At 59.9% G+C, this 23,133-nt stretch carries 22 protein-coding genes; 14 read left to right on the top strand and 8 right to left on the bottom strand.

Features of this window, described 5'->3' with window-relative positions:
- Positions 1-28 precede the first annotated feature (28 nt).
- The 3 genes from GSF67_RS22510 to GSF67_RS22520 are packed head-to-tail and all read left to right on the top strand — an operon-like array spanning position 29 to position 2,888.
- On the top strand, positions 29-973 hold the full coding sequence (locus tag GSF67_RS22510) for a carbohydrate ABC transporter permease (protein ID WP_035216057.1): 945 nt from the start codon (positions 29-31) through the stop codon (positions 971-973).
- Positions 974-976: 3 nt separating this feature from the next.
- Complete coding sequence (locus tag GSF67_RS22515) at positions 977-1,807, top strand: carbohydrate ABC transporter permease (RefSeq protein WP_006314464.1); 831 nt, start codon at positions 977-979, stop codon at positions 1,805-1,807.
- 4 nt (positions 1,808-1,811) lie between these two features.
- Positions 1,812-2,888, top strand: coding sequence for an ABC transporter ATP-binding protein (locus tag GSF67_RS22520; RefSeq protein WP_006314463.1), 1,077 nt, complete (start codon positions 1,812-1,814; stop codon positions 2,886-2,888).
- A gap of 10 nt (positions 2,889-2,898) precedes the next feature.
- Here the strand turns inward: GSF67_RS22520 and GSF67_RS22525 are convergent, their stop codons facing one another.
- The 5 genes from GSF67_RS22525 to GSF67_RS22545 all read right to left on the bottom strand — a co-directional run bounded on the left by GSF67_RS22525 (position 2,899) and on the right by GSF67_RS22545 (position 8,024).
- The gene (locus tag GSF67_RS22525; protein ID WP_128822053.1) at positions 2,899-3,897 is read right to left on the bottom strand and encodes an ABC transporter ATP-binding protein; all 999 of its coding nucleotides are present in this window, start codon (positions 3,895-3,897) and stop codon (positions 2,899-2,901) included.
- A 12-nt stretch (positions 3,898-3,909) separates the two neighbouring features.
- Positions 3,910-4,734, bottom strand: coding sequence for a carbohydrate ABC transporter permease (locus tag GSF67_RS22530; protein ID WP_006313219.1), 825 nt, complete (start codon positions 4,732-4,734; stop codon positions 3,910-3,912).
- A gap of 12 nt (positions 4,735-4,746) precedes the next feature.
- A complete protein-coding gene (locus GSF67_RS22535) occupies positions 4,747-5,619 on the bottom strand; it encodes a carbohydrate ABC transporter permease (protein WP_035215471.1) in 873 nt (290 codons plus the stop codon).
- Between the two features lie 123 nt (positions 5,620-5,742).
- Positions 5,743-7,020: a D-tagatose-bisphosphate aldolase, class II, non-catalytic subunit gene (locus tag GSF67_RS22540; RefSeq protein WP_006313195.1), complete on the bottom strand. Its 1,278-nt coding sequence runs from the start codon at positions 7,018-7,020 to the stop codon at positions 5,743-5,745.
- On the bottom strand, positions 7,017-8,024 hold the full coding sequence (locus tag GSF67_RS22545) for a sugar kinase (RefSeq protein ID WP_035215450.1): 1,008 nt from the start codon (positions 8,022-8,024) through the stop codon (positions 7,017-7,019). Before GSF67_RS22545 ends, GSF67_RS22540 begins: the two co-directional genes overlap by 4 nt.
- Positions 8,025-8,334: 310 nt before the next feature.
- Between GSF67_RS22545 and GSF67_RS22550 the strand changes: the two genes are divergently transcribed.
- The 10 genes from GSF67_RS22550 to GSF67_RS22595 all read left to right on the top strand — a co-directional run bounded on the left by GSF67_RS22550 (position 8,335) and on the right by GSF67_RS22595 (position 18,779).
- Positions 8,335-9,648: a sugar ABC transporter substrate-binding protein gene (locus GSF67_RS22550; RefSeq protein ID WP_006313198.1), complete on the top strand. Its 1,314-nt coding sequence runs from the start codon at positions 8,335-8,337 to the stop codon at positions 9,646-9,648.
- A gap of 259 nt (positions 9,649-9,907) precedes the next feature.
- Complete coding sequence (locus GSF67_RS22555; protein ID WP_006313199.1) at positions 9,908-10,678, top strand: galactitol 2-dehydrogenase; 771 nt, start codon at positions 9,908-9,910, stop codon at positions 10,676-10,678.
- A gap of 16 nt (positions 10,679-10,694) precedes the next feature.
- The gene (locus GSF67_RS22560) at positions 10,695-11,705 is read left to right on the top strand and encodes a D-altritol 5-dehydrogenase (RefSeq protein WP_035215455.1); all 1,011 of its coding nucleotides are present in this window, start codon (positions 10,695-10,697) and stop codon (positions 11,703-11,705) included.
- A gap of 114 nt (positions 11,706-11,819) precedes the next feature.
- Positions 11,820-12,833, top strand: a complete 1,014-nt coding sequence (locus GSF67_RS22565; RefSeq protein WP_006313201.1) for a LacI family DNA-binding transcriptional regulator — start codon at positions 11,820-11,822, stop codon at positions 12,831-12,833.
- Between the two features lie 262 nt (positions 12,834-13,095).
- Positions 13,096-14,454: an NAD(P)H-dependent oxidoreductase gene (locus GSF67_RS22570; RefSeq protein WP_006313202.1), complete on the top strand. Its 1,359-nt coding sequence runs from the start codon at positions 13,096-13,098 to the stop codon at positions 14,452-14,454.
- A gap of 17 nt (positions 14,455-14,471) precedes the next feature.
- Complete coding sequence (locus GSF67_RS22575) at positions 14,472-14,774, top strand: putative quinol monooxygenase (RefSeq protein ID WP_035215458.1); 303 nt, start codon at positions 14,472-14,474, stop codon at positions 14,772-14,774.
- A gap of 12 nt (positions 14,775-14,786) precedes the next feature.
- Entirely contained in the window at positions 14,787-15,713 is a 927-nt protein-coding gene (locus GSF67_RS22580) for an NAD(P)-dependent oxidoreductase (protein WP_035215461.1), read from the top strand.
- Between the two features lie 94 nt (positions 15,714-15,807).
- Positions 15,808-16,803 (top strand): DctP family TRAP transporter solute-binding subunit, encoded by a 996-nt coding sequence (locus GSF67_RS22585; protein ID WP_006313205.1) that lies wholly within the window; start codon positions 15,808-15,810, stop codon positions 16,801-16,803.
- Positions 16,804-16,943: 140 nt separating this feature from the next.
- Positions 16,944-17,495, top strand: coding sequence for a TRAP transporter small permease (locus GSF67_RS22590; RefSeq protein ID WP_006313206.1), 552 nt, complete (start codon positions 16,944-16,946; stop codon positions 17,493-17,495).
- Positions 17,496-17,498: 3 nt separating this feature from the next.
- A complete protein-coding gene (locus GSF67_RS22595; RefSeq protein WP_006313207.1) occupies positions 17,499-18,779 on the top strand; it encodes a TRAP transporter large permease in 1,281 nt (426 codons plus the stop codon).
- A 24-nt stretch (positions 18,780-18,803) separates the two neighbouring features.
- Here GSF67_RS22595 and GSF67_RS22600 read toward each other — a convergent pair whose 3' ends face one another.
- Together GSF67_RS22600 and GSF67_RS22605 are read right to left on the bottom strand one after the other, a co-directional pair.
- Positions 18,804-19,700 (bottom strand): LysR substrate-binding domain-containing protein, encoded by an 897-nt coding sequence (locus GSF67_RS22600; protein WP_006313208.1) that lies wholly within the window; start codon positions 19,698-19,700, stop codon positions 18,804-18,806.
- Between the two features lie 85 nt (positions 19,701-19,785).
- On the bottom strand, positions 19,786-20,982 hold the full coding sequence (locus GSF67_RS22605) for an MFS transporter (RefSeq protein WP_006313209.1): 1,197 nt from the start codon (positions 20,980-20,982) through the stop codon (positions 19,786-19,788).
- A 124-nt stretch (positions 20,983-21,106) separates the two neighbouring features.
- Here GSF67_RS22605 and GSF67_RS22610 point away from each other — a divergent pair, with 124 nt between their 5' ends.
- Complete coding sequence (locus tag GSF67_RS22610; protein WP_006313210.1) at positions 21,107-21,961, top strand: helix-turn-helix domain-containing protein; 855 nt, start codon at positions 21,107-21,109, stop codon at positions 21,959-21,961.
- Between the two features lie 192 nt (positions 21,962-22,153).
- Here the strand turns inward: GSF67_RS22610 and GSF67_RS22615 are convergent, their stop codons facing one another.
- Positions 22,154-23,044: a helix-turn-helix domain-containing protein gene (locus tag GSF67_RS22615; RefSeq protein WP_006313211.1), complete on the bottom strand. Its 891-nt coding sequence runs from the start codon at positions 23,042-23,044 to the stop codon at positions 22,154-22,156.
- Positions 23,045-23,133 lie beyond the last annotated feature (89 nt).

Below are 23,133 nucleotides of genomic sequence, written 5' to 3' on the forward strand. Positions count from 1 at the left end.
CCCGCCGTCCGATCAGGAGCGATCAATCATGTCCTATGCCCATGGCGCCGGACCCGTGGCCGCGCGCAACCGCGCCCGCAAGCCTGCAATGCGACGGTTTGCCGATTGGGCCGAACCCTGGCTCTACAGTGCGCCGGTGCTGGTGCTCATCGTTGCCGTCATGCTGGTGCCGCTGGTGCTCGGCCTGTCCTATGCGTTTCGCGACGTGCAGCTGCTCAACCCTTTTTCCGGCGGTTTCGTCGGCCTGAAACATCTGGAGGCACTGTCGCAGGACGCTGCCTTTTATCGGGCGCTGAAAAATACGCTGTGGTGGACGGGCGCTTCAGTTTTTCTGCAATTCTTCTTTGGCCTCATTCTGGCGCTGCTGCTCGATAAACCCTTTGCGGGCAGGGGGCTGGCGCAGGCGCTGGTATTCCTGCCATGGGCCGTGCCGACATTCCTTGCCGGTCTCAACTGGGCCTGGCTGTTCAATCCGGTCATCGGGCCGCTGCCGCACTGGATGGTTTCGCTCGGACTTCTCTCCGCACCCAACAATATTCTCGCCGATCCGCAGCTCGCCATGTGGGGGCCGATCATCGCCAATGTCTGGTGGGGTATTCCCTTCTTCGCCATCACTTTGCTTGCGGCCCTGCAGGCCATCCCGCGCGATCTCTATGAAGCAGCGGAAATCGACGGCGCAAACCCGTTCCAGCGCTTCACCTCCATCACCCTGCCGTTTCTGGCGCCCACCATCGCGATCACGGTGCTGTTGCGCACCGTCTGGATCGCCAACTTCGCCGATCTCATCATCGTCATGACCAATGGCGGGCCGGCCGACCGCACCCAGATCGTCGCCAGCTATATCTTCACCCAGGCCTTCCGGCGTCTCGATTTCGGCTACGCCTCGGCGATTGCGCTGGTGCTGCTGGTATTGCTGCTTGCCTATTCCATGCTGATTGTGCTTCTGCGCCAGCGCCTGATCGAGAAGGACTGACCGATGACATCAAGGATATTTTTTACCCTTGCCCATCGCCTGGCGATCCTTGCCTATATCGTCTTTGCGCTGTTTCCGCTGTTCTGGCTGCTCAAGGTTTCGGTTACGCCTAACGACCTGCTTTACAGCGAAGGCGTCAGAATGTGGCCATCGCACGCGACGCTGGATCATTACCGTTACGTCATAGAAAACAGTGCCTTCCCGACGTTTTTTAAGAATAGCGTCATTGTTGCCGGCTCCACTGCACTTGCCGTAACGGTACTTTCCTCGCTGTCGGGTTATGCGCTGTCGCGTTTTCGCTTCAAGGGCAAATACTGGATCGTCGCGCTGATGCTGATCACCCAGATGTTCCCGCTGGTCATGCTGGTCGCGCCGATCTTCAAGATGCTGTCGCCGCTCGGCCTCACCAACAGTTTGACTGGCCTCGTCATCGTCTACACCGCCTTCAACGTGCCCTTTGCCACTTTCCTCATGCAGTCCTTCTTCGACGGCATTCCGAAGGATCTGGAGGAGGCGGCGATGATCGACGGGGCAAGCCGTTTCACGGCCTTCCGCCAGATCATCCTGCCGCTGACGTTGCCCGGCATCGCCGCGACGCTCGGTTTCGTTTTCACCGCCGCGTGGAGCGAGCTTCTGTTTGCGCTGATGCTGATTTCCGGCAACCAGAGCGCCACCTTCCCGGTTGGCCTTCTGACCTTCGTTTCCAAATTTTCCGTCGATTTCGGGCAGATGATGGCGGCGGGCGTTCTGGCGCTCATTCCGGCCTGCCTCTTCTTCCTGCTCATTCAACGTTATCTCGTGCAGGGCCTGACGGCCGGCGCGGTGAAAGGATAATTCCATGGCTTCCATCGAGCTGAAGAATGTCGGCAAGACCTATGGCGACCTCGCCGTGCTGCACGGCGTCGATCTTGATATCAGGGATGGCGAGTTCATCGTCCTCGTCGGCCCCTCCGGCTGCGGAAAATCGACGCTGCTGCGCATGATCGCCGGGCTTGAAGAGATAACATCCGGCGACCTGTCCATCGATGGCGAGCGGGTCAATGATCGCAGGCCGAAGGATCGCGACATCGCCATGGTGTTCCAGTCCTATGCGCTTTATCCTCATATGAGCGTTGCCGACAATATGAGCTACAGCCTGCGCCTGCGCCGCAGCACCAAGGAAACCATTGCGGCGGCGGTGGCCGGTGCTTCCGCCAAGCTCGGCCTCGACCCCTACCTCGCCCGCCGCCCGAAGGCGCTCTCCGGCGGCCAGCGCCAGCGCGTCGCCATGGGCCGCGCCATCGTGCGCCAGCCGAAGGCCTTCCTGTTCGATGAGCCACTCTCCAACCTCGATGCCCGCCTGCGCGAACAGATGCGTGCCGAAATCAAGCGCATGCATGCCGATCTCGGGGCCACCTCGGTCTACGTGACCCATGATCAGATCGAGGCGATGACGCTTGCCTCGCGTATCGTTGCGATGAATGCCGGCCATGTGCAGCAGATCGGCGCGCCGCTCGATCTTTATGATCGTCCCGCCAATCTGTTCGTCGCCGGTTTCATCGGCTCGCCGGGCATGAATTTCCTTGAAGGACGGCTCGGACGGGAGAATGGCGGCAGTTTCGTCGTGCTGGGTGACGGCACGCGCCTCGAACTCGGCCGCGATGTGAAGCTCGCCGATGATGAGCCGGTCACACTCGGTATCCGGCCTGAACATGTCACCGTCTCGCCTGCGCATCGAGCCGTCGAGGCGACCGTCGATCTGGTCGAGCCGACGGGTCTCGGCATCATCCTGCACCTGACCGTGCATGGATTGCCCTTCAAGCTGTTTTCGTCCGATCGGGCGCTGTTGCAGCCGGGCAAGTCGCTGCGGGTCGGTTTCCCGCAGGAACGGCTGCATGTCTTTGACCGAAACGGTGTCAGGATCAACGAGGCCTGAACTTAAGGCCTCATATAGCGATGCCCTTGTCATCGAATCTGTGGATTTTGGTCTCATCGGGTGTGATGAAGACGGTATCGCCGTGTTTGCATTCGAACTCACCGTCGGTCCTGGCGGTGATGGGTCCGATGCCTGACACCTCGAGATGCAGGAACGTATCCGATCCGAGATGTTCGGCAACGGTGACCTTGCCCTGCCACAGGCCGCTTTCTTTCGACAGCACCAGATGTTCGGGCCGCACGCCGGCGGTGGTGGCGTTCTTGCTGCGGGCGAAGTCGCCGGTGATGAGGTTCATGCGCGGCGAGCCGATGAAGCCGGCGACGAACAGGTTGGCGGGCGAGCGGTAAAGCTCCATCGGCGAGCCGACCTGTTCGATATTGCCGCGGTTGAGGACGACGATCTTGTCGGCCATGGTCATGGCCTCCACCTGGTCGTGGGTGACATAGATCATCGTCGTCTTCAGCGTGTTGTGCAGCTCGGAGATTTCCAGCCGCATGGTGCCGCGCAGCGCCGCATCGAGGTTGGAGAGCGGCTCGTCGAACAGGAAGGCTTTCGGTTCGCGCACGATGGCGCGGCCGATGGCGACGCGCTGTCGCTGGCCGCCCGACAGCTGCGAGGGCCGGCGCTCCAGATAATCGGTGAGGTTGAGAATGCGGGCGGCATCCCCGACCTTCTTGTCGATGACGGCCTTGTCGAGCTTGGCCATCTTCAGCGGGAAGGCGATGTTGTTGCGCACGCTCATATGCGGGTAGAGCGCATAGGACTGGAACACCATGGCAAGGCCGCGCTCGGCCGGCGCCTTTTCGGTGGCGTCGTTGCCGTCGATGACGATTTTGCCGCCGGAGACGTCTTCCAGCCCGGCGATCAGCCGCAAAAGCGTGGACTTGCCGCAGCCGGACGGGCCGACGAAGACGACGAACTCGCCGTCGTTGATATCCAGATCGATCGACGGGATGACTTTCGCCTCACCGAAGAGCTTGGACACGTTCTGAAGGGAAATGCTGCCCATGTTTGTCGTTCCTTATTTCACGGCGCCAAAGGTCAGGCCACGCACGAGTTGTTTCTGCGAGAACCAGCCGATGACGAGAATGGGGGCGATCGCCATCATCGAGGCGGCCGAGAGCTTTGCCCAGAACAGTCCCTGCGGTGAGGAGAACGAGGCGATGAAGGCCGTCAGCGGTGCTGCATTGGTGGTCGTCAGCCGGATGGTCCAGAAGGATTCGTTCCAGGCAAGGATGACGTTCAGAAGCAGCGTCGAGGCAATGCCCGGCACCGCCATCGGGGTCAGCACATGCACGATCTCGTTCCAGAGCGATGCACCATCCATGCGGGCGGCTTCCAGAATCTCGCCGGGGATTTCGCGGAAGTAGGTGTAAAGCATCCACACCACGATCGGCAGGTTGATGAAGGTGAGCATGACGGTGAGCCCGATGCGGGTATCGAGCAGGCCGGCATTGCGGAAGATCAGGTAGATCGGCACCAGCACCGCCACCCCCGGCATCATCTTGGTGGAAAGCATCCACATCAAGATGTCCTTGGTGCGTTTGGTCGGCGAGAACGCCATCGCCCAGGCGGCGGGAATGGCGATGATCAGCGCGATGATGGTCGAGCCGAGCGACAGCACGACCGAGTTCATGAACGGCTTGAAGTAATCGCGCTGGGTCTGGACGGTGATGTAGTTTTCGAGCGTACCCGATGGAAGGAGGCTGAAGCCTGCGATCGCCTCCGGCTCGGTCTTGATCGAGGTGAGGAAGGCGTAAAGGATCGGGAAGAACAGCAAAAGCGCCACGGCCCATGCCGCGATGGAAAAGCCGATCTTTGCGCGTGTGGTTGTCTTGCGGGCCATGATCGGTTCTCCTTAACGGTCCAAATTCTTGCCAACGGCGCGCATCAGGAAGATGGCGACGATATTGGCGAGCACGACGGCGATGATGCCACCGGCCGAAGCGCCGCCGACGTCGTAGCCTAAAAGTGCAGTGCGATAGATGAGGAAGGCAAGGTTGGTGGAGGCATAACCCGGGCCGCCATTGGTGGTGACGAGGATTTCCGCGTAGACGCCGAGCAGGAAGATCGTCTGGATGAGGATGACGACGGTGATGGCGCGGGCAAGATGCGGCAGGGTCAGATAGATGAAGCGGTTGACGAAGTTGGCGCCATCCATCTCGGCCGCTTCCTTCTGCTCGCCATCGAGCGATTGCAGGGCGGTGAGCAGGATCAGCGTGGCAAAGGGCAGCCATTGCCAGGCAACGATGATGATGATCGACAGCAGCGGAAACTGCGCAAACCAGTCGACCGGTTGCAGGCCGAAGAAACGCGAGAGATCGGCAAGCACGCCGTATCCGGGATGCATGATCATGTTCTTCCACACCAATGCTGCGACAGGCGGCATGACGAAGAAGGGCGAGATGATCATGATGCGCACGATGCCCTGGCCGAAAATGTCATTGTCGAGAAGCAGCGCAATGGCGATGCCGCCGATGACGGTGATCAGGAGTACGCCGACGACGATCAGCAGCGTGTTCCAGATCGACTGGAAGAAGGCCGGGTCGGTGTAGAAATACTGGTAATTGAACAGACCCGCAAAGCTGACATTGGCCGGGTTGAGGAGATTGTAGTTCTGGAACGAGAACCACAACGTCATCGCCAAAGGCACGATCATCCACACCAGCAAAAGCAGAACCGAAGGCGCAAGCATCACCCGCGCTAACCCGCTCGTGTTTCGTGTTGCCATTGGTAGTCCTCCCTCACGGATATAGTTATAAGTTTGAGCGGGATTTCAGGTGAAAACCGCTCACACTTCCCCCATTTCGCTCCGGCGGCCCCTGCCGCAGGGGCATCCGGATTATGATTGCCGTCAGTGGCGGCCTTCGCCCGTCGCCGCGTGATAGGTCGCCAGCACCTGATCCACCGCCGCGACCAGAACCTCCTCCGGTTCCTTTCCCGCAACCGCCGCGAGCGGCAATTCGCCGAGATATTGGTGCAGCAGGGTTTCGGGAATTGTCTTCCCATCCAGTGCCTTATGCAAGGTGGAAACGGCCGCGAGCGCTTCCGGTCGCGTCCAGTAGTAACGGATGCGGTCGCTGTAGCTGTAATGGCGTTGCAATCGGAGCGTGATGTCGTCGCCATGGTAATGGCCCTGCCAGTCGCCCGGCGCGCTTAACATCAATTTTTCCATGGTCCGCGCCAGCGGTCGGTCGCCATAGGTGCCGACCATTTCGGAGGCGATCATGTCGAGTGCATAAAGCGCTTCCCGGTAAGCGAAGGTGAGGCCCGGTCCAACTTTGAGGATCGGATATCCGTCGCGCACCAGTGCCGCAAGGGCAGGCTCGGTCTGGTAATCGGTGGAATGGGCTTCGAAGACCAGTCGCGGTTCGCCATCCAGCACGGCGCTCAGGCTCTGCGCTGCCTGCGGATCATAAGCGACGACATTGTCGCTGCCGAATTCCACGCCGGGCTGCACGACAAAGGCGATGACCCGTTCGAACGCACCGGAAAGACCGTGCCGCGCAAAGATTTCGCGGTGAAGATCGATGGTGTTGCGCGCCGCCTGCGGTTCGGTCGGTGCGACGGTCTCAAGCACATGGTCGGCACCGCCGGGCACCGGAACTTCCGTGCCGAGAATATAAAGCGGTTTTGGCAGGCCAGCCTCAGTGGCTGCCTTTTCGGCAACAGCTGCGAGTTTCGCGGCGCGGTGGGCGATGGTGACGTCATCCAGTGCTGCCGGCTCACCGGCGCAGCCCATCGATGCATCAAGGTGGATCTTGCGAAAACCGGCTGAAACATAGGCTTCGACCATGGCGGCGGCTTTTGTCAGCGCGTCCTCGGCCTTCTCCCTGCGCCAGGGATTGGGGCCGAGATGATCGCCGCCAAAGATCAGCAGTTCGGCGGGCAGTCCTTCTTCCGCGGCGATGGTGTTGACGAAGGCAACGAAGTCACGCGGTGTCATGCCGGTATAACCACCGAGATGATTGACCTGATTGCAGGTGGCCTCGATCAGCACGGCTGTTTGACTGGCGGCGGCGCGGCGGATTGCAGCACGCAGGACAACGGGGTGGGCAGAGCAGACAGAAGTGATGCCCGCAGGTTTGCCGGCGCGGCGGGCGGCTGCGAGATTTTCCAGAATGGCGGTCATAGGACTTCCTCCGACAATTGCGCGGCCATGAAGGCGTCGAGTTCGGCAAGGCTGGCAGCGCCCTCCATCGGGCCGCGCTTTGTGACGTTGTGCGCGCCGGAGGCGTTGGCATAGACAAGCGCTTTTTCAGGACGCATGCCGAGGCGGCGGCAGGTGAGGTAGGTTGCGCCGAAACAGTCGCCGGCACCGGTCGGGTCGATTTCCGCCACGCGCAATCCGGGGGCGTCGATGCGTCCATAAGCGCGGCTGAAGTGGCTGGCACCTTGGGCGCCACGTTTCAGCACTATTTCGCCGATACCCGAGGCGAGGAGCTTTTCTATCGCCGCGTCCTCGGCATCCAGACCGGAGGCGGCCTGAAGTTCTTCCCCGGACGGAAGCAGGAGGTCTGTAACGCCAAGCAGATCGTCGATCAGCCTGCGGCCCTCGTTACCCTGTACCAGTTCCTTGCGGATGTTCGGATCGAAAGACACCGAGCCACCGCGTTCCTTGACGCTTTTGATCGCCTCCAGAATGATCTCGCCGATACCGGCAATCGCAAAAGCCGATCCCATGACGTGCACATGGCCCGCCTTTTCGATGAGCGCCTGCGCCTCATCCGTCATCCGTGTTTCGCTGGCCGCCGAATGGGCGATGTTGAAAACGAAGTCGCGCGCGCCGTTTTCCCGGTAACGCACGAAGGCGCTGCCGGTCGGGCGGTCCGCTATGGTGGCGATGGCCGAGACATCGACGCCGTCGCGGCGCAGCCGCTCGATGTTGAGGCGGCCGAAATCGTCGTCACCCACCGCCGCAATAATACCCGCGCTGCCGCCGCAACGCGCGACCTGGTCGATGAAGATGGCGGGTGCGCCGCTTGGGAAAGGGCCGATCAGCGTTTGTGGCTCGAGAAAACCGTTGCCCACCGTCGTCGCCATGATCTCCACGAGGATTTCGCCAGCGGTGACGGTGGGTCCATTCGTATGCGGCGCCAGTGCGGATGCCTGCCTCATCGTCTCCTCCTTATGCATTTGGCTCCCATCGTTCGGTGGGTGCAAGTCCCCGGCATTTCGGGCTGGTTATTTTCCGGATATCAGCTAAAATTTACGTGCGTCAAGATATTTGCTGATGAATATTTTGTTGCGATGCAGCAAGTAAAGAGAGTCATGTAATTATTCTTTGTGAAATTAATCACTCAAAAACAATGATTTATAGCAATAAACACAAGCCTGATAATGTCGCCTTCCATTTTTGGGCGTTGACAAGCGGCGCAATTTTACGAGATAAAAATTTACGCATGTATTGTTGTGCGTGGACATCCGTAAAGGAGGAGCGGGTCTCATGAGCAAATTCATTGGAATTCTGTCGTCGTCTGTGGTGGGAGTAGGCCTTTTGGCCGGGCTGGCGCAGGCGGAAGAAATCAACGTCGCCACCGTCAATAATGGCGACATGATCATCATGCAGAAGCTTTCCAGCGCCTGGGAGAAGGAAACAGGAAACAAGATCAACTGGATCGTGCTGGAAGAGAATGTTCTGCGCGAACGCGTCACCACCGATATCGCCACCAATGGCGGCCAGTTCGACATCATGACCATCGGCGGTTACGAAGCGCCGATCTGGGGCAAGCAGGGTTGGCTGGCGCCAGTCGACGATCTCGGCGACGATTACGATTACGCCGATCTGCTCGATCCGATCAAGAAAGGCCTGACGGTGGACGGCAAGCTTTACGCCGTGCCGTTCTATACCGAAAGCTCGTTCACGCTTTATCGCAAGGACCTGTTCGACGCCGCCGGTCTCAAGATGCCTGATAATCCGACCTACGACCAGATCAAGGATTTTGCCGCCAAGCTGACGGACAAGTCGAAACAGCAATATGGCATCTGCCTGCGCGGCAAGCCGGGCTGGGGCGAGAACATGGCGTTCCTTGGCACCATGATCAACACCTATGGCGGGCGCTGGTTCGACATGGACTGGAAACCGCAGCTGACGAGCGCGCCATGGAAAAAGGCGATTGCGGATTATGTGGCGCTGATGACCTCTTACGGCCCGCCCGGTGCGGCCGCCAACGGCTTCAACGAGAACCAGACGCTGTTTTCCTCCGGCCGCTGCGCCATGTGGATCGACGCCACCTCGGCGGCGGGCCGCGTTTATGATCCCAAACAGAGCCAGGTCGCCGACAAGACCGGTTTCACGCGCGCGCCGGTCGAGGTAACGCCGAACGGCTCGAGCTGGTCGTGGTCCTGGAACCTCGCCATTCCAAACAGCACGAAGAAGCTTGAAACCGCCAAGTCCTTCGTCAAATGGGCGACATCCAAGGCCTATGTGAAGACGGTTGGCGAAAGCGAGGGCTGGGTGGCTGTGCCGCCAGGCACGCGCAAATCCACCTATGAGCTGCCGGAATACAAGAAGGCGGCGCCCTTTGCGGATACAGTGCTGAAGGCGATCATGTCTGCTGATCCGTCCAAGCCGACCAAGGATCCGGTGCCCTATACCGGTGTGCAATTCGTCGCCATACCGGAATTCCAGTCCATCGGCACGGTTGTCGGCCAGCAGATCGCGGCAGCCCTTTCCGGTCAGCAGACCGTTGATGCGGCGCTCGAAGGCGCGCAGAAGCAGGTCGAGCGTGACATGACCCGCGCGGGCTACATCAAGTAGCCGCGTCCTCCCGGCGTGCCGCCCGTTCGCCTTTTGGTGGCGGGCGGCATGGGTGGGTTCACGCACCCGCTGCCCTCATTCCTGTGCTTGTCACAGGAATCCAGTCAGCCCAAATCTTTGGGCTGGAAGGACTCTCTCGCCGCGCAGACGCGCGTCGGCTGGATTCCTGTGACAAGCACAGGAATGAGGGGAGTGAGGAAAAGCATCGAACAACAAACGAGCATGGCCAATTGACTCACCATGCATCACGGAGATCGACATGAGATTGAACAACAAGGTCGCGCTGATCACCGGCGCCGCCCGCGGCATCGGCCTTGGTTTCGCCCAGGCTTTTGCCGATGAGGGCGCAAAGGTCATCATCGCCGATATCGATATCGCCCGCGCAACCGCTTCGGCTGCCGCCATCGGTCCCGCAGCCAAGGCCGTGAAGCTGGATGTGACCGATCTTACCCAGATCGACGCGGTGGTAAAGGCGGTGGACGAAGAATTCGGCGGCATCGACATTCTCGTCAACAATGCCGCGATCTTCGATATGGCGCCGATCAACGGCATTACCGAAGAGAGCTATGAGCGGGTGTTCGACATCAATCTCAAGGGGCCGCTGTTCATGATGAAGGCCGTCTCCAATGTCATGATCGAGCGCGCGCGCGGCGGCAAGATCATTAACATGGCCAGCCAGGCAGGTCGGCGCGGCGAGGCGCTGGTGATGCTTTATTGCGCCTCCAAGGCGGCGATCATTTCCGCCACGCAGTCGGCGGCGCTGGCGCTCGTCAAGCATGGCATCAATGTCAACGCCATAGCGCCGGGTGTGGTGGATGGCGAGCATTGGGAAGTGGTCGATGCGCATTTCGCCAAGTGGGAAGGTTTGAAGCCGGGTGAGAAGAAGGCGGCGGTGGCCAGATCCGTGCCGATCGGCCGTTTCGCCACGCCAGATGATATCAAGGGACTGGCGGTGTTCCTCGCCTCCGCCGACAGCGATTATATTCTCGCCCAGACATATAATGTCGACGGCGGCAACTGGATGAGCTGAAAAGCCGGAGATGACCATGCATGCCATTCAATTCGTCGAGAAGGGACGCGCCGTGCTGGCGGAACTCCCGGTCGCCGATCTGCCGCCGGGTCACGCGCTTTTGCGGGTCAAGGCTTCGGGGCTTTGCCATACCGATATCGACGTGCTGCATGCGCGTTATGGTGACGGTGCGTTTCCCGTCATCCCCGGCCATGAATATGCCGGTGAAATTGCAGCCGTGGCTTCCGATGTGACAGGTTTCAGGGCCGGCGACCGTGTGGCCGTCGATCCCAATCTGCCCTGCGGCACCTGCGCCAGTTGCAGGAAAGGGCTGACCAACCTTTGCAGCACATTGAAAGCTTATGGCGTTTCCCACAATGGAGGCTTTGCGGAGTTCAGTTTGGTGCGTGCCGATCACCTGCACGGTATCGGTTCGATGCCCTATCACGTCGCGGCGCTGGCTGAGCCGCTTGCCTGTGTTGTCAATGGCATGCAGAGTGCGGGTATTGGCGAGAGTGGCGTGGTGCCGGAGAATGCGCTTGTTTTCGGTGCTGGGCCCATCGGCCTGCTGCTTGCCCTGTCGCTGAAATCACGCGGCATTGCGACGGTGACGATGGCCGATATCAATGAAAGCAGACTGGCCTTTGCAGAAAGTCTCGGGCTCAAGGTCGCGGTTTCCGGCTCAGAAGCGCTCTTGCGGCAACAGAAGTCTTTCGATTTCGTGGCCGATGCGACGGGTATTGCCCCGGTCGCCGAGGCGATGATCCCGCTGGTTGCGGATGGCGGCACGGCGCTATTCTTCGGCGTCTGCGCGCCGGATGCCCGTATTTCGGTGGCACCGTTTGAAATCTTCCGGCGCCAGCTGAAACTTGTCGGCTCGCATTCGCTGAACCGCAACATACCGCAGGCGCTTGCCATTCTGGAGACGGATGGCGAGGTCATGGCGCGGCTCGTTTCGCACCGCTTGCCGCTTTCGGAGATGCTGCCGTTCTTTACGAAAAAACCGTCTGATCCGGCGACGATGAAAGTGCAATTTGCAGCCGAATGATCGTTTGGCCGTTGATAACCATTCGACCGGCTTTTCGTGCGAAGGCCGGTCGATATAGAGTACCACATGTAATATTTCATGGGGGCAAGCGTTTTGGCCAAATCTATCAGGACGATGGAAGAATTTTCGGAATTCGTCGGCCTTTCCCGCCCGACCGTTTCGAAATACTTCAATGATCCGGCCTCGGTCCGCAAAAAGACGCGGGATGCTATCGAGGATGCGCTGAAGAAATCGGGCTTCCGGCCGAATATCTTCGCCGTAAACCTCAACCGCCGCCGTTCCAATATCATCGGCATCATCATTCCGAACTCCACCGACCCGTTCTACATGGCGCTGACGAGCCGTATCGAGCTCATCGCCAACGAGGCCGGTTTCCTGGCCTTCGTGCTGTCGTCCGATGGCAAGGCGGAAATCGAGGATCGGGCTATCCGCACCTTCAAGTCGATGAATGTCGCGGGCGCCATCATCGCTCCGCTCGGCGTCAAATCCCACCGCGCAACGCTGGAGCAGCTGGCGGCCAGCATTCCGATCGTTTACGTCGATTCGCCGCTGGATGAGACCTCGGCCTTTGTCGGCACCGACAATCGCCAGAGCGTCGGGCTGATGGTGGATTATCTCTGCCGTTCGGGCGAGCCACCCTGTTTTTTCGATATGCCGCAGGTCAATACCAACGCTGCCACACGCCGCACGGCCTATGAGGAGGCGATGCAGCGTCTTGGTTTCGAGCCGCATGTCATCGGTGTTCCCGGCACCGTCACCTGGGATTTTGAGCGTTTCGCCTTCGATGAAGCGAGCCGGCTGCTGGATGGGACAGGGCACTTGCCGTCACGCACCATTTTATGCGCCAATGACCGTATCGCCTTCGGTGTCATCGCCGCCGCTTTCCAGAAGGGCATCAAGGTTGGCCACGGCGCGGATTATGACCTCAGGGTCGCCGGCCATGACGATCATCCGCTGTCGCGTTATGCCTGCCCGCCTATTACCACGGTGGCGCAGAATTATAACGAGATCGGCAGGCTGTCGATCGAGCTTCTGCTGCAGAAGCTGAACGAGGAGGCGGATGACACGACACGGATGCGGGAACGCATTCTCCTCAGCGCCGATCTGATGCTGCGCAAATCGGCCTGATAGTTTGTTAGATAAACTAAACGAAAAATCTGATTTTCTAAATAGAACTAATATCTGAACGCTCCTACTCTCTTCTCAAGGTTGCTTTGGGAGGCGACCGCGAGAGCCGGCGCAGAGGTGCGCCGGGATCCGGGAGGAACGCAGAAACGTCATGTGGCCAGCGCCGCGAGGGGTGAACCTTCGCAGCCTCGGTATCGCATGGCCTTCGCCGGGCGGACTGGACACTCTCGCCAGCAATTTCCCCAGCGAAGGATGTCAAAACATGAATCTCTATTCCCTTCTGTCAGCGCGTGCAGCCGGCGGCAAACCTGTCCGGGTCGGTCTCATCGGTGCCGGCAAGTTCGGCTCCATGGTGCTGGCGCAGGCGCAGCGCATCGCCGGTTTCCACATGGTCGCCGTCGCAGACCTCAATGTCGGCAAGGCGCGGGAATCGTTTGATCGCGTCGGCTGGCCGAAGGAGCGTTACGATGCGATGAGCTGCGCCGATGCGCTGAAGAGCGGCAAGACCTATGTGACCGACGATGTGAACGAGCTTTTCGCCTGCGGCGAGATTGAATGCATTATCGAAGCGACCGGCCATCCGCTGGCCGGCGCGCGCCATGCGCTGGGCGCCATCGACCACAACAAGCACGTCGTCATGGTCAATGTCGAAGCCGACGTCATGGTCGGGCCGATCCTCGCTGAAAAGGCCCGGGCCAAGGGTCTGATCTATTCCATGGCTTATGGCGACCAGCCGGCCTTGATCTGCGAGCTGGTCGACTGGGCACGCGCCACCGGCTTCGAGGTGGTTTCCGCCGGCAAAGGCATGAATTTCGAGCCGCGTTACCGTTATTCGACACCGGACACCGTCTGGAGCTATTTCGGCTGGACCGATGAGGAAGTGGCCAAGGGCGACTTCAATCCGAAAATGTACAATTCCTTCACCGATGGCACCAAGGCGGCCATCGAAATGGCGGCGGTCGCCAATGGCACGGGACTGGATTGCCCGGATGACGGTCTGGCCTTCCCGCCCGCTGGCCTGCACGATCTTGCCCGCGTCTTCCGTCCCGCTGCCGATGGCGGTCGCATGTCGCGCTCAGGTCTGGTCGATATCGCCGCGAGCCAGGAGCCTGACGGACGCGAGGTGTTCAACAACATCCGTTACGGCGTGTTCGTCACCTTCAAGGCGCATAACGACTATGCCCGTGCCTGCTTCAAGCAATATGGCCTCCTGACCGATCCGTCGGGCTGGTACGCTTCCATGTGGCGTCCGTTCCACATCATCGGGCTGGAAACCTCGATCAGCGTGCTCTCCGCAGTCCTGCGCAACGAGCCGACGGGTTGCTCGAAGGAGTTTCGCGGTGACGCCGTCGCGACGGCCAAGAAGGACATGCAGCCCGGCGAGATGCTGGATGGTGAGGGGGGGTATGCGGTCTGGGCAAACGCCATTCCGGCGATCCGCAGCCTCGATATCAAGGCGTTGCCGATCGGCCTTGCCCATAATGTCAAGCTGAAGCGCCCCATCAAGAAGGACCAGATCGTCAGCTTCGACGATGTGGAACTGGTGAGCGATCTTGATGTGGTGAAGCTTCGCCAGGACATGGAAAACCAGTTCCGCCCGCAAAAAGACGCCGCGGCGTGATGGGCGGAGAAGCTGACATGTCCAATGGCGCTTTTGTGGTGATCGCTGAATTTCGGGTGAAGCCTGATGCGATGGATGCCTTTCTCGATGCAGCGCGTGATGACGCCAAGCATTCGGTTGAAGACGAACCGGGTTGCCGGCAATTCGACGTGGTGCGGCCGGAAACGGGAAACAATGTGGTGTTCTATGAGGTCTATGATAACAGGCAGGCTTTCGACGACCATCTGAAAACACCGCATCTCGACCGTTTTCGCGAGGCATTTCCCGCCCTCATCGAAGAAGAACTGCCGGTGCGTTTTCTGAACCGGCAGTGGCTTTGAAGGATGGAGGACATGCAGGACATCCGCGACATCGCCGTCATCGGCACGGGCATCATGGGTGCGCCCATGGCGGCCCGTCTGGCTGAGGCCGGTTTTACCGTCCGTGCCTGGAACCGCAGTGCTGAAAAAGCCGCTACTCTGGCGGAAAAAGGCGTGCGTCGGGCGGCAACCGCCATCGATGCGGCGGTGGAAGCGGATGTCGTCATCTGCATGCTGAGTTCGGGGCCTGTCTGCGACGAGGTTCTGCTCGGGGACTCGGGCGTCGTTTCCGCCATGAAGCCCGGCTCTGTCCTGCTGGTGATGAGTTCCATTCCCGTCGATAGCGCGCGGGAACAGGCGCAGGCAGCCAGGGCGCACGGTGTGAGATATGTCGATGCGCCGGTCTCCGGCGGCGAGAAGGGCGCGATTGAGGGAACGCTCGCCATCATGGCCGGCGGAGAACAGCGGGATGTGGATGCGCTGCGGCCACTTCTGAATTGCCTCGGTCGTCTCGCCCATGTCGGTCCGGTGGGTTGCGGTTCATTGGCCAAGCTCGCCAATCAGCTGATCGTCGCCTCGACAATCTGCGCCGTTGCCGAAGCTTTGACGCTGGTTGAAGCGGGGGGAGCCGACCCGGCACAGGTGCGGCAGGCTTTACTCGGCGGTTTTGCCGATTCCACCGTCTTTCGCCAGCACGGAAAACGCATGGTGGAGGGCGATTTTCGCCCCGGCGGGCCGGCGAAATATCAGGTGAAGGATACGTCCACGGCGCTGGCTTTCGCCAAAAGCCGTGGCCTCAGTTTACCGGTCGGCGAGGAGGTTGACCGGCTGTTCCGTTCCATGGTCGAGCATGGCGCGGGCGAGCTTGATCACAGCGGTGTGATCCTTGAAATTAAACGCATGAATGCGTTCGGAGGAACGCTCGAAACTGTCCAGAGCATTTCCAGTAAAAGCGCGTAGCGGTTTTACGTCCGCGCTAAAACAAAGAGATAGAGCACGTCCAAAGATTCCGTTTTAACCGGACGTGCTTCACAGACAACAAAGGGAGGAACACATGAAAATTTCAAAACTTTACGGGCTGGCTCTGGCCGCCACCATGCTGGTCGCATCGATCGCGCAGGCCGAAACGCTGACACTTTCGACGCCGGATGCCGACAATTCCGAAATCACGCTCTCCGCCAACAAGTTCGCGGAACTGGTTTCGAAAAAGACCGACGGCAAACTCAAGATCAAGGTATTTCCGAACGGCACGCTTTATGGCGGCGACCCTTCAGCGGGCGTCAAGCAGCTGGCCGGCGGTTCGCTCGACATGCTCTTGAACTCCACCTCGCTTTACGCGACGTTCAATCCTAAATTCACTGCCATCGCCATTCCCTACCAGTTCCGCGATATCGACCAGCTGCGCGTCTATCTCGACAGCGAACTCGGCAAGGAACTGTCCGGCGATCTGAGCAAGATCGGCATTCTCGGTCTCGATCTCTGGTCGCGGCCGCTGCGCCAGATCACCAATTCCAAGGCGCCGATCAAATCGCCGGTCGATTTGAAGGGCATGAAGCTGCGCGTGCCGAATAATCCGCTCTGGGTGGAATTCTTCGGCGCCATGGGGGCGGCCCCGACGCCGATGGCCTTCGCTGAAGTTTACAATGCGCTCCAGCTGAAGGTGGTGGATGGGCAGGAAAATCCGGTCAACGTGCCGGTCAGCGCCAAGCTTTACGAAGTTCAGAAGTATCTGACGATCAGCAATCACATTGCCGATGCCTGGGTGCTGGGCATGAACCCGGCGCGTTTCGAAGGTCTCGACGAGGGCTTCAAGACGGCGCTGAAGGAAGCGGCCGTCGAGACGGAGGCGTGGAAGGCGCAGAACGACGCTGCCGATATCGACAAGTCGCTGGAGACGCTGAAAAAGAACGGCATGGAGATCAACACGCTGACCGATGACGAGCGCAAGGCGTTCGTGGCTGTCGCGGCCGGTCTTTCGGCCAAGTTCTCGGCGCTGGTGAAAGATCAGGCGTTCTTCGACAAGACGCAGGCTTTCCTTAGGACGAACTGACGGTTTCGCGACGGCTGGCCGGGATTGCACGGATTGGCGACCCCGGCCACCGCAAACGTCAGCAGCAGTTGCTCTGCCGCAATGGCAGTGTGGCATTCGTTTTACCGGATATCCGGTTTCAGCAGTGGAAGGGTATTGTCATGCGCGATACGAAACCCTCGGTGCTCGGCACCATCGTCAAAGTCATCGCCGATATAGCCGCAGGGGCAGCCTGTGCCGGCATTCTCATCGTCGTTCTTCTCCAGGTCATCGGCCGCCTCATCGGCAACCCGCTGCCTTGGACCGAGGAGGCGACCCGCTTTCTGTTCATCTGGATGGTCTTCCTTGGCCTTGCTGCCGGTTTCCGCACCGTTGAAAGCGCCCGCGTCGTGGTATTCCTCGTACTTTTCCACCGCTTCTTCCGGCGGCTCGCGGTGCCGATCTATGTCGGCTCCTCAGTATTCTTCTTCGGCATGATGGGTTGGACAGGATTCACCCTGGTGCGCCAGCAGATCATGATGAACGAGACCGCCGCCACCCTGCCGATCCCGATGTGGGCCATCGGTATGGTTTTGCCCGTTTCCGCCATCATCGCCGTGCTTGCCATCATCGAATCGCTGCGCAGCCGGCGGGATCTGATCGCGCTTCCCGAGCTTGGCCTTCCGGCGGACGAGATCGCGCACGCCGATATCTCCATTTCAGCAGGACACTGAGCCATGTCGGTCTTTCTTCTCATCGCCTTTTTCGGTCTCAGCATGCTCGGTGTGCCGCTTGCCATCGCGCTGGCACTCGCCAGCGTCGGCACGCTGTGGCTCTTCACCTCCATGCCCATGGACCTGCTTTCACAGACGATGTTTTCGTCGATGAACTCTTTCCTCCTCGTCGCCGTGCCGCTTTTCATTCTCGTCGGCACGGTCATGGAGCGGGGGCGGGTGGCGGAACGCATCTTCGATTTCGCCGAGGCCATGGTCGGCTGGCTTCCCGGCGGGCTTGGCCACGTCAACGTCATCTCCTCGGTGATCTTTTCCGGTGTTTCCGGCTCGTCCGTCGCCGATATCGCCTCGGTCGGGGCGATTGAGATCAAGGCGATGGAGCGCCATGGATTTCCAAAGGGTTATGCCGTCGGTATGACGCTCTGCACATCGACGCTCTCCTCCATCATCCCGCCGTCGATCCTGATCGTGATTGCCGGTTCGATCGCCAATGTCTCGATCGGCACCCTGCTGATCGCTGGTCTGGTGCCCGGCCTCTTCATCGCGCTTGCCTTTCTGGTCTTCAACCACTTCTATTCGGTGCATTACGGCTACAATCCGCCGACCCCGTTCAATTTCCGTCTGGTCGTCGTCACCGGTTTGCGCGCCATCCTGCCGATGCTGACCCCGCTGATCCTGATCATCGGCATTGCCAGCGGCCTGTTCACGCCGACGGAAGCAGCAGCCATCGCGGTGGTCTATGTGGCGGTGCTCGGCGTCATCGTCTATCGCACCCTTCCGGTGCGGGAACTGCCGGAAATATTGATCTCCACGGCGCGCATTTCCGGCACCATTCTGTTCATTGCCGCCACCTCGCAGCTCGCCGCCTGGGTCTTCACCTTCGACGGCCTGCCGGAACAGGTGGCCGAACTTTTGAAGGCGATGAACCTAGGGCCCATGACGGGGATGCTTGTCATCTTCGTCTTCCTGCTGATCATCGGCATCTTCATGGAAGCGATCCCGGCCATGTTCATCCTCATCCCGGTGCTGATGCCGCCGGTGGAGGCGCTGGGTATCGATCCAATCCATTTCCTGATCGTGACCGTCATGACGCTGACGCTCGGGCTGGTGACACCGCCGGTTGGTGTCTGCCTGTTTGCCGCAGCCCAGGTGGCGAACATGAAGATAGAGGACGTCATTCGTGGTTCGCTGGCACCGATGACGGTGCTGACGCTCGCCATCTTCGCACTGGTGCTGTTCCCGATCCTGACGCTCGGGCCGATACGGTTGATGGGTCTTTATTGAGACTGAAACAGGAAGCCCGAACTCTCAGACAACGCGACGGGTTTGCCACTCGTCGCGTTGTTTTCGCATCCACTCCAGAAACAGCATCACCTTTCTCTGCCGCAGATGGGAATGCGGGCAAACGATCCATTGGGTGACCAGCTTGATGCGCGGGGCGTCCGCTACGGCTGGGATCAGCATTTTGTCCTGCAGCTCCCGCTCCATCATCAGCGTGCTTTCCAGCGCCACGCCGATGCCGAGAACGGCGGCGTCGATGGCCATGTGGCTTCGATCGAACAGGACACGCCGCCAGCGCTTTTCAGCCGTTACGCCAGCGAGAGGAAACCAGTGGTTCCACTGCGCCTGCGCCTTGACCGAGTGGATCAGCCGTTCATTCTGCAGTTCTTCGGGCAGAAATTTTCCTGCGCCCTGATAGTTGGGTGAACAGACCGGCAGGAATTCCTCCTCCACCAGCCCTTCGACGAACAGGCCCGGCCAGCGGCCATCGCCATGGCGCAATTCAATATCAACAAGCTCTTGTGAAAAATCGGTCGGCTCGTTGGTGCCGTCGAGGCGCACTTCGAGTTCCGGATGCTCCTCCAGAAACGAGCCGAGGCGCGGCAGCAGCCATTTGTTGGAAATGGTGGGCGTCGCCCGGATCGTCAGCGTGGTGACCGAGCGGAAGCCGCGAATACTGTCGGTGGCGTCGGAGATCTGCTCGATCTGGGCGGTGATCATCGAGAAATACCGCTCGCCGGCTTCCGTCAGCGTCACCTTGCGGCCGGTTCGCGCCATCAGCGTCGTGCCAAGCTGGCCTTCCAGTAACTGGATCTGCTGGGAAACGGCCGATGGCGTCACGCTCAGCTCTTCCGCCGCACGCGAAATGCTGCCCGCCCTTGCTGCGGCGTGGAAAACAAGGATCGATTTTATCGGGATTTGCATGGACAGGGCTTTGCTCAACGAATTACGGCGGTCACCTGAGTATCACAGGTGACCGCCGTGTTGAAAAGCGTTGAACGCGAAGCTTTTAGCGGTGGCTCGGCAGTTTTGGCAGGAACACCGTCAGAAGGCCGAGCAGCGGCATGTAGGAGCAGATGCGGTAGACGAATTCGATGCCTTCCTTATCCGCATAAACCCCCAGAACCGCAGCCCCGATGCCGCCGAAACCGAAGGCGAAACCGAAGAACATGCCGGCGATGAGGCCGACGCGGCCCGGCACCAGTTCCTGCGCGAAGACGACGATGGCCGAGAAGGCGGAGGAGAACACAAAGCCGATGACGACGACCAGAACCGCAGTCCAGAACAGGTTCGCATAGGGCAGCATCAGCGCGAAGGGGATGACGCCGAGGATGGAGAACCAGATGACGACGCGCGAACCGAAACGGTCACCGATCGGGCCGCCGAAGAACACGCCCAAGGCCGAAGCGCCAAGGAAGAGGAAGAGCAGAACCTGCGCGTCCTGTACGCCAAGACCGAACTTGTCGATGGTGTAGAAGGTGAAGTAGCTCGACAGGCTGGCGAGATAGGCGTTCTTGGTGGCGGTCAGAATCACCAGCACCAGAAGCGTCATCATGACAGTGCCGCGGGCAAGCGGAAGGGTGCGGCTGGCGGGTGCCTTGCCGACGTTCGCGCGCCGATGACGGGTGTACCAGACACCGACCCATGACAGCACGCCAAAACCGACGAGCGCGATCAGCGAAAACCAGCTGAGGCTCGACTGGCCGAGCGGGATGACGATGAAGGCTGCGAGCAGCGGGCCGATGGCCGTACCGGTATTGCCGCCGACCTGGAAGAACGATTGCGCCAGGCCATGGCGGCCGCCGGAGGCGAGGCGGGCAACACGTGAGGCTTCCGGATGGAAGATCGCCGAGCCGACGCCGATGAGGCAGGCGCCGATCACCAGAACCTCGAAGCTGTGGGCAAAGGCAAGCGTGATGAGGCCGGCGCAGGTGGACAGCATGGCGACGGGCAGGGAGAACGGCATGGGCCAGCGGTCCGTCACCATGCCGACGACCGGCTGCAGCAACGATGCGGTGACCTGAAAGGCGAAGGTAAGCAGGCCGATCTGCATGAAGTCGAGCGCATAATTGGCTTTCAGCAACGGGTAAAGCGACGTCAGCAGCGATTGCATGATGTCGTTCAGCATGTGGCAGAAGCTGGCGGCTGCGATGATTGAAAACGCCGTGCGTTGCGGGTTGAAGCCGGCGCTGGTGACGGTGGCCATGGTAAATCCTCTTTAGATTCCCGCTCGATCAGCGGGAAACATGTCTTTCTTTCTTGCCGCTTTTATTCATATTGTTCCTGGCCTGCATTTGTGTTCTGGACGATTTTCTTCGTGAGTGGGCCAAATGGCAAAAATCAAACCGCGACATCCACCTAGCCTGACACGGGACGAGCATGAGCGCAGCCTGAAATTGATCGACGGCACCAATGAGCCGGTGCTGGCGCTTCATCGTGTTTATCCGACGGGGCACAGGACGCCGCCGCACAGCCATAGTCGCGTCCAGATCTGGTGCGCCCGTCAGGGCGTGGTGCTGGTGAGCACGGCTGATGGGCGCTGGATGATACCGCCTGGTCACGGTCTCCTCATTCCCGCGGGGCTGCAACACGAAGCAGAGATCATATCCAATGTCGAGATGCATTCGATTTACGTTCATCCCGAACTATTCCAGGCGGAGTCTCCAAAGGTTGTGGAAATAACCGATCTGGCCTCGAGCCTTATTTCCGAATTGCTGGCCGAAGAACATCAGCCTTCAGCATTTCACCGGCAGGGGCTGGTGCGTGCTCTTTTGCTGGATGAAGTGAATCGACTGCCAGAACGTCCACTTGGATTGCCGTTTCCGGACAATCAGCGTCTGGCGGCGCTCTGTCGTGATTTTCTCAGGAAGCCCGTGGCGCGGGTGGAGATCGACGAGTGGGCGGCGGCCATGGGTATCAGCCGCCGCTCTTTCACACGCCTTTTTCGCCGTGAACTCGGTGTCAGTTTTGTAACCTGGCGTCAGCAGGCCTGTATCTTCGCCTCGCTGCCGAGACTGGCGGCCGGCGAAGCGGTGACGAATGTGGCGCTGGATGCCGGTTATGAGAACATCCCGGCCTTCACCACCATGTTCCGGCGCATGCTTGGCAGTTCACCAAGGGCCTATCGGCAGGCGGCGCGGCAGCGCAGCGCTGCTTTCTCCGACTTGGAAGATATAGGGGACTAGGCTTAACGCTCCTCATCCCTGTGCTTGTCACAGGGATCCAGCCAGCCCAAGTCTTTGGGCTGAAAGGACTCTTCCCGCCGCGCAGACGCGCGTCGGCTGGATTCCTGTGACAAGCACAGGAATGAGGGGGTGGAGATGGGACGCGTCGGCGCCATGTAGGTTGCTTACGGTAACGGCTGCATTGGAAATACCCTAAGCCGCAGCCGCCCGCATATCGCGCCTAAAATCGGAAGGCGACATGCCTGATATCTGGCGGAACGCCTTGTTGAAGGCGCTGACGGAGCCGAAGCCGCTTTCCATGGCAATCTGCAGGATGTTGTCCTTGCCGGTCATCAGCATTGCCTGCGCGCGGGAAAGCCGGAGCAACGTCAGATATTTGATCAGCGTCATGCCGGTGGATTTGCGAAACAGGTTCATCGCATATTTCGGGTGCAGCGAGGCGGCGCGGGCGATATCGGTCGCGTCGATATCATCGAGAAAATTGGCGGCGATGAAATCGCACATGCGTACGACGCCGATGGAGGGCGCCATGCCTTCGTCGTCCTCTTTGCGTTTTCCATGGTCGGCAGACGATATGACGGAATAGGGTTCGAGAAACATCCGTTCAACCCTCAGCAGCAACTCCTCTACGGCGTGCTGCGCCTTCGCCGGATCACCCGAGGTGACGTAACGGAACCAGCGGCCGAAATTCTCCGCATCGGCCCTGTCGGTCTCACCGCTCACCATCGTTGCACCGTCCATCAGCTGGCTGGAGATGGCGGCCGGCAGGCGCATGCGGAAGAAGTGCACGAGCGGAAGATGCGCGCCGGCATAAAAGGAATCGTCGGAGGAGCGGTCCATCTGATGCGGTTGGCCACCCCAGAAAATACACATCTGCCCGGCATTCAGCGTCAGGTCGTGATCGCCCATGCGGTAATGCACCGATCCCGACATCACATAATTCACCTCCACCTGCGCGTGCCAGTGGGGGCGAAGCATGATGGGCGGGTGGTTGTGGAAAAGCTGAAGCGTTGTCGGCATGCCTTCGATGCTACTTGCACCGGGCTGGTAAAAGGCTCTTTCGGCAATCTTACTTTCCGCCAAATCGATGTTCCCTTTTTACGAGACAGATTTCCTGCCGCCGCTAATGTGCCCATGTTCGCTGAAGAACGGCAATTGAAAAAAGGGAGGTT

The organism is Agrobacterium sp. CGMCC 11546, assembly GCF_013365515.1.
Taxonomy (GTDB): Bacteria; Pseudomonadota; Alphaproteobacteria; order Rhizobiales; family Rhizobiaceae; genus Agrobacterium; species Agrobacterium fabrum.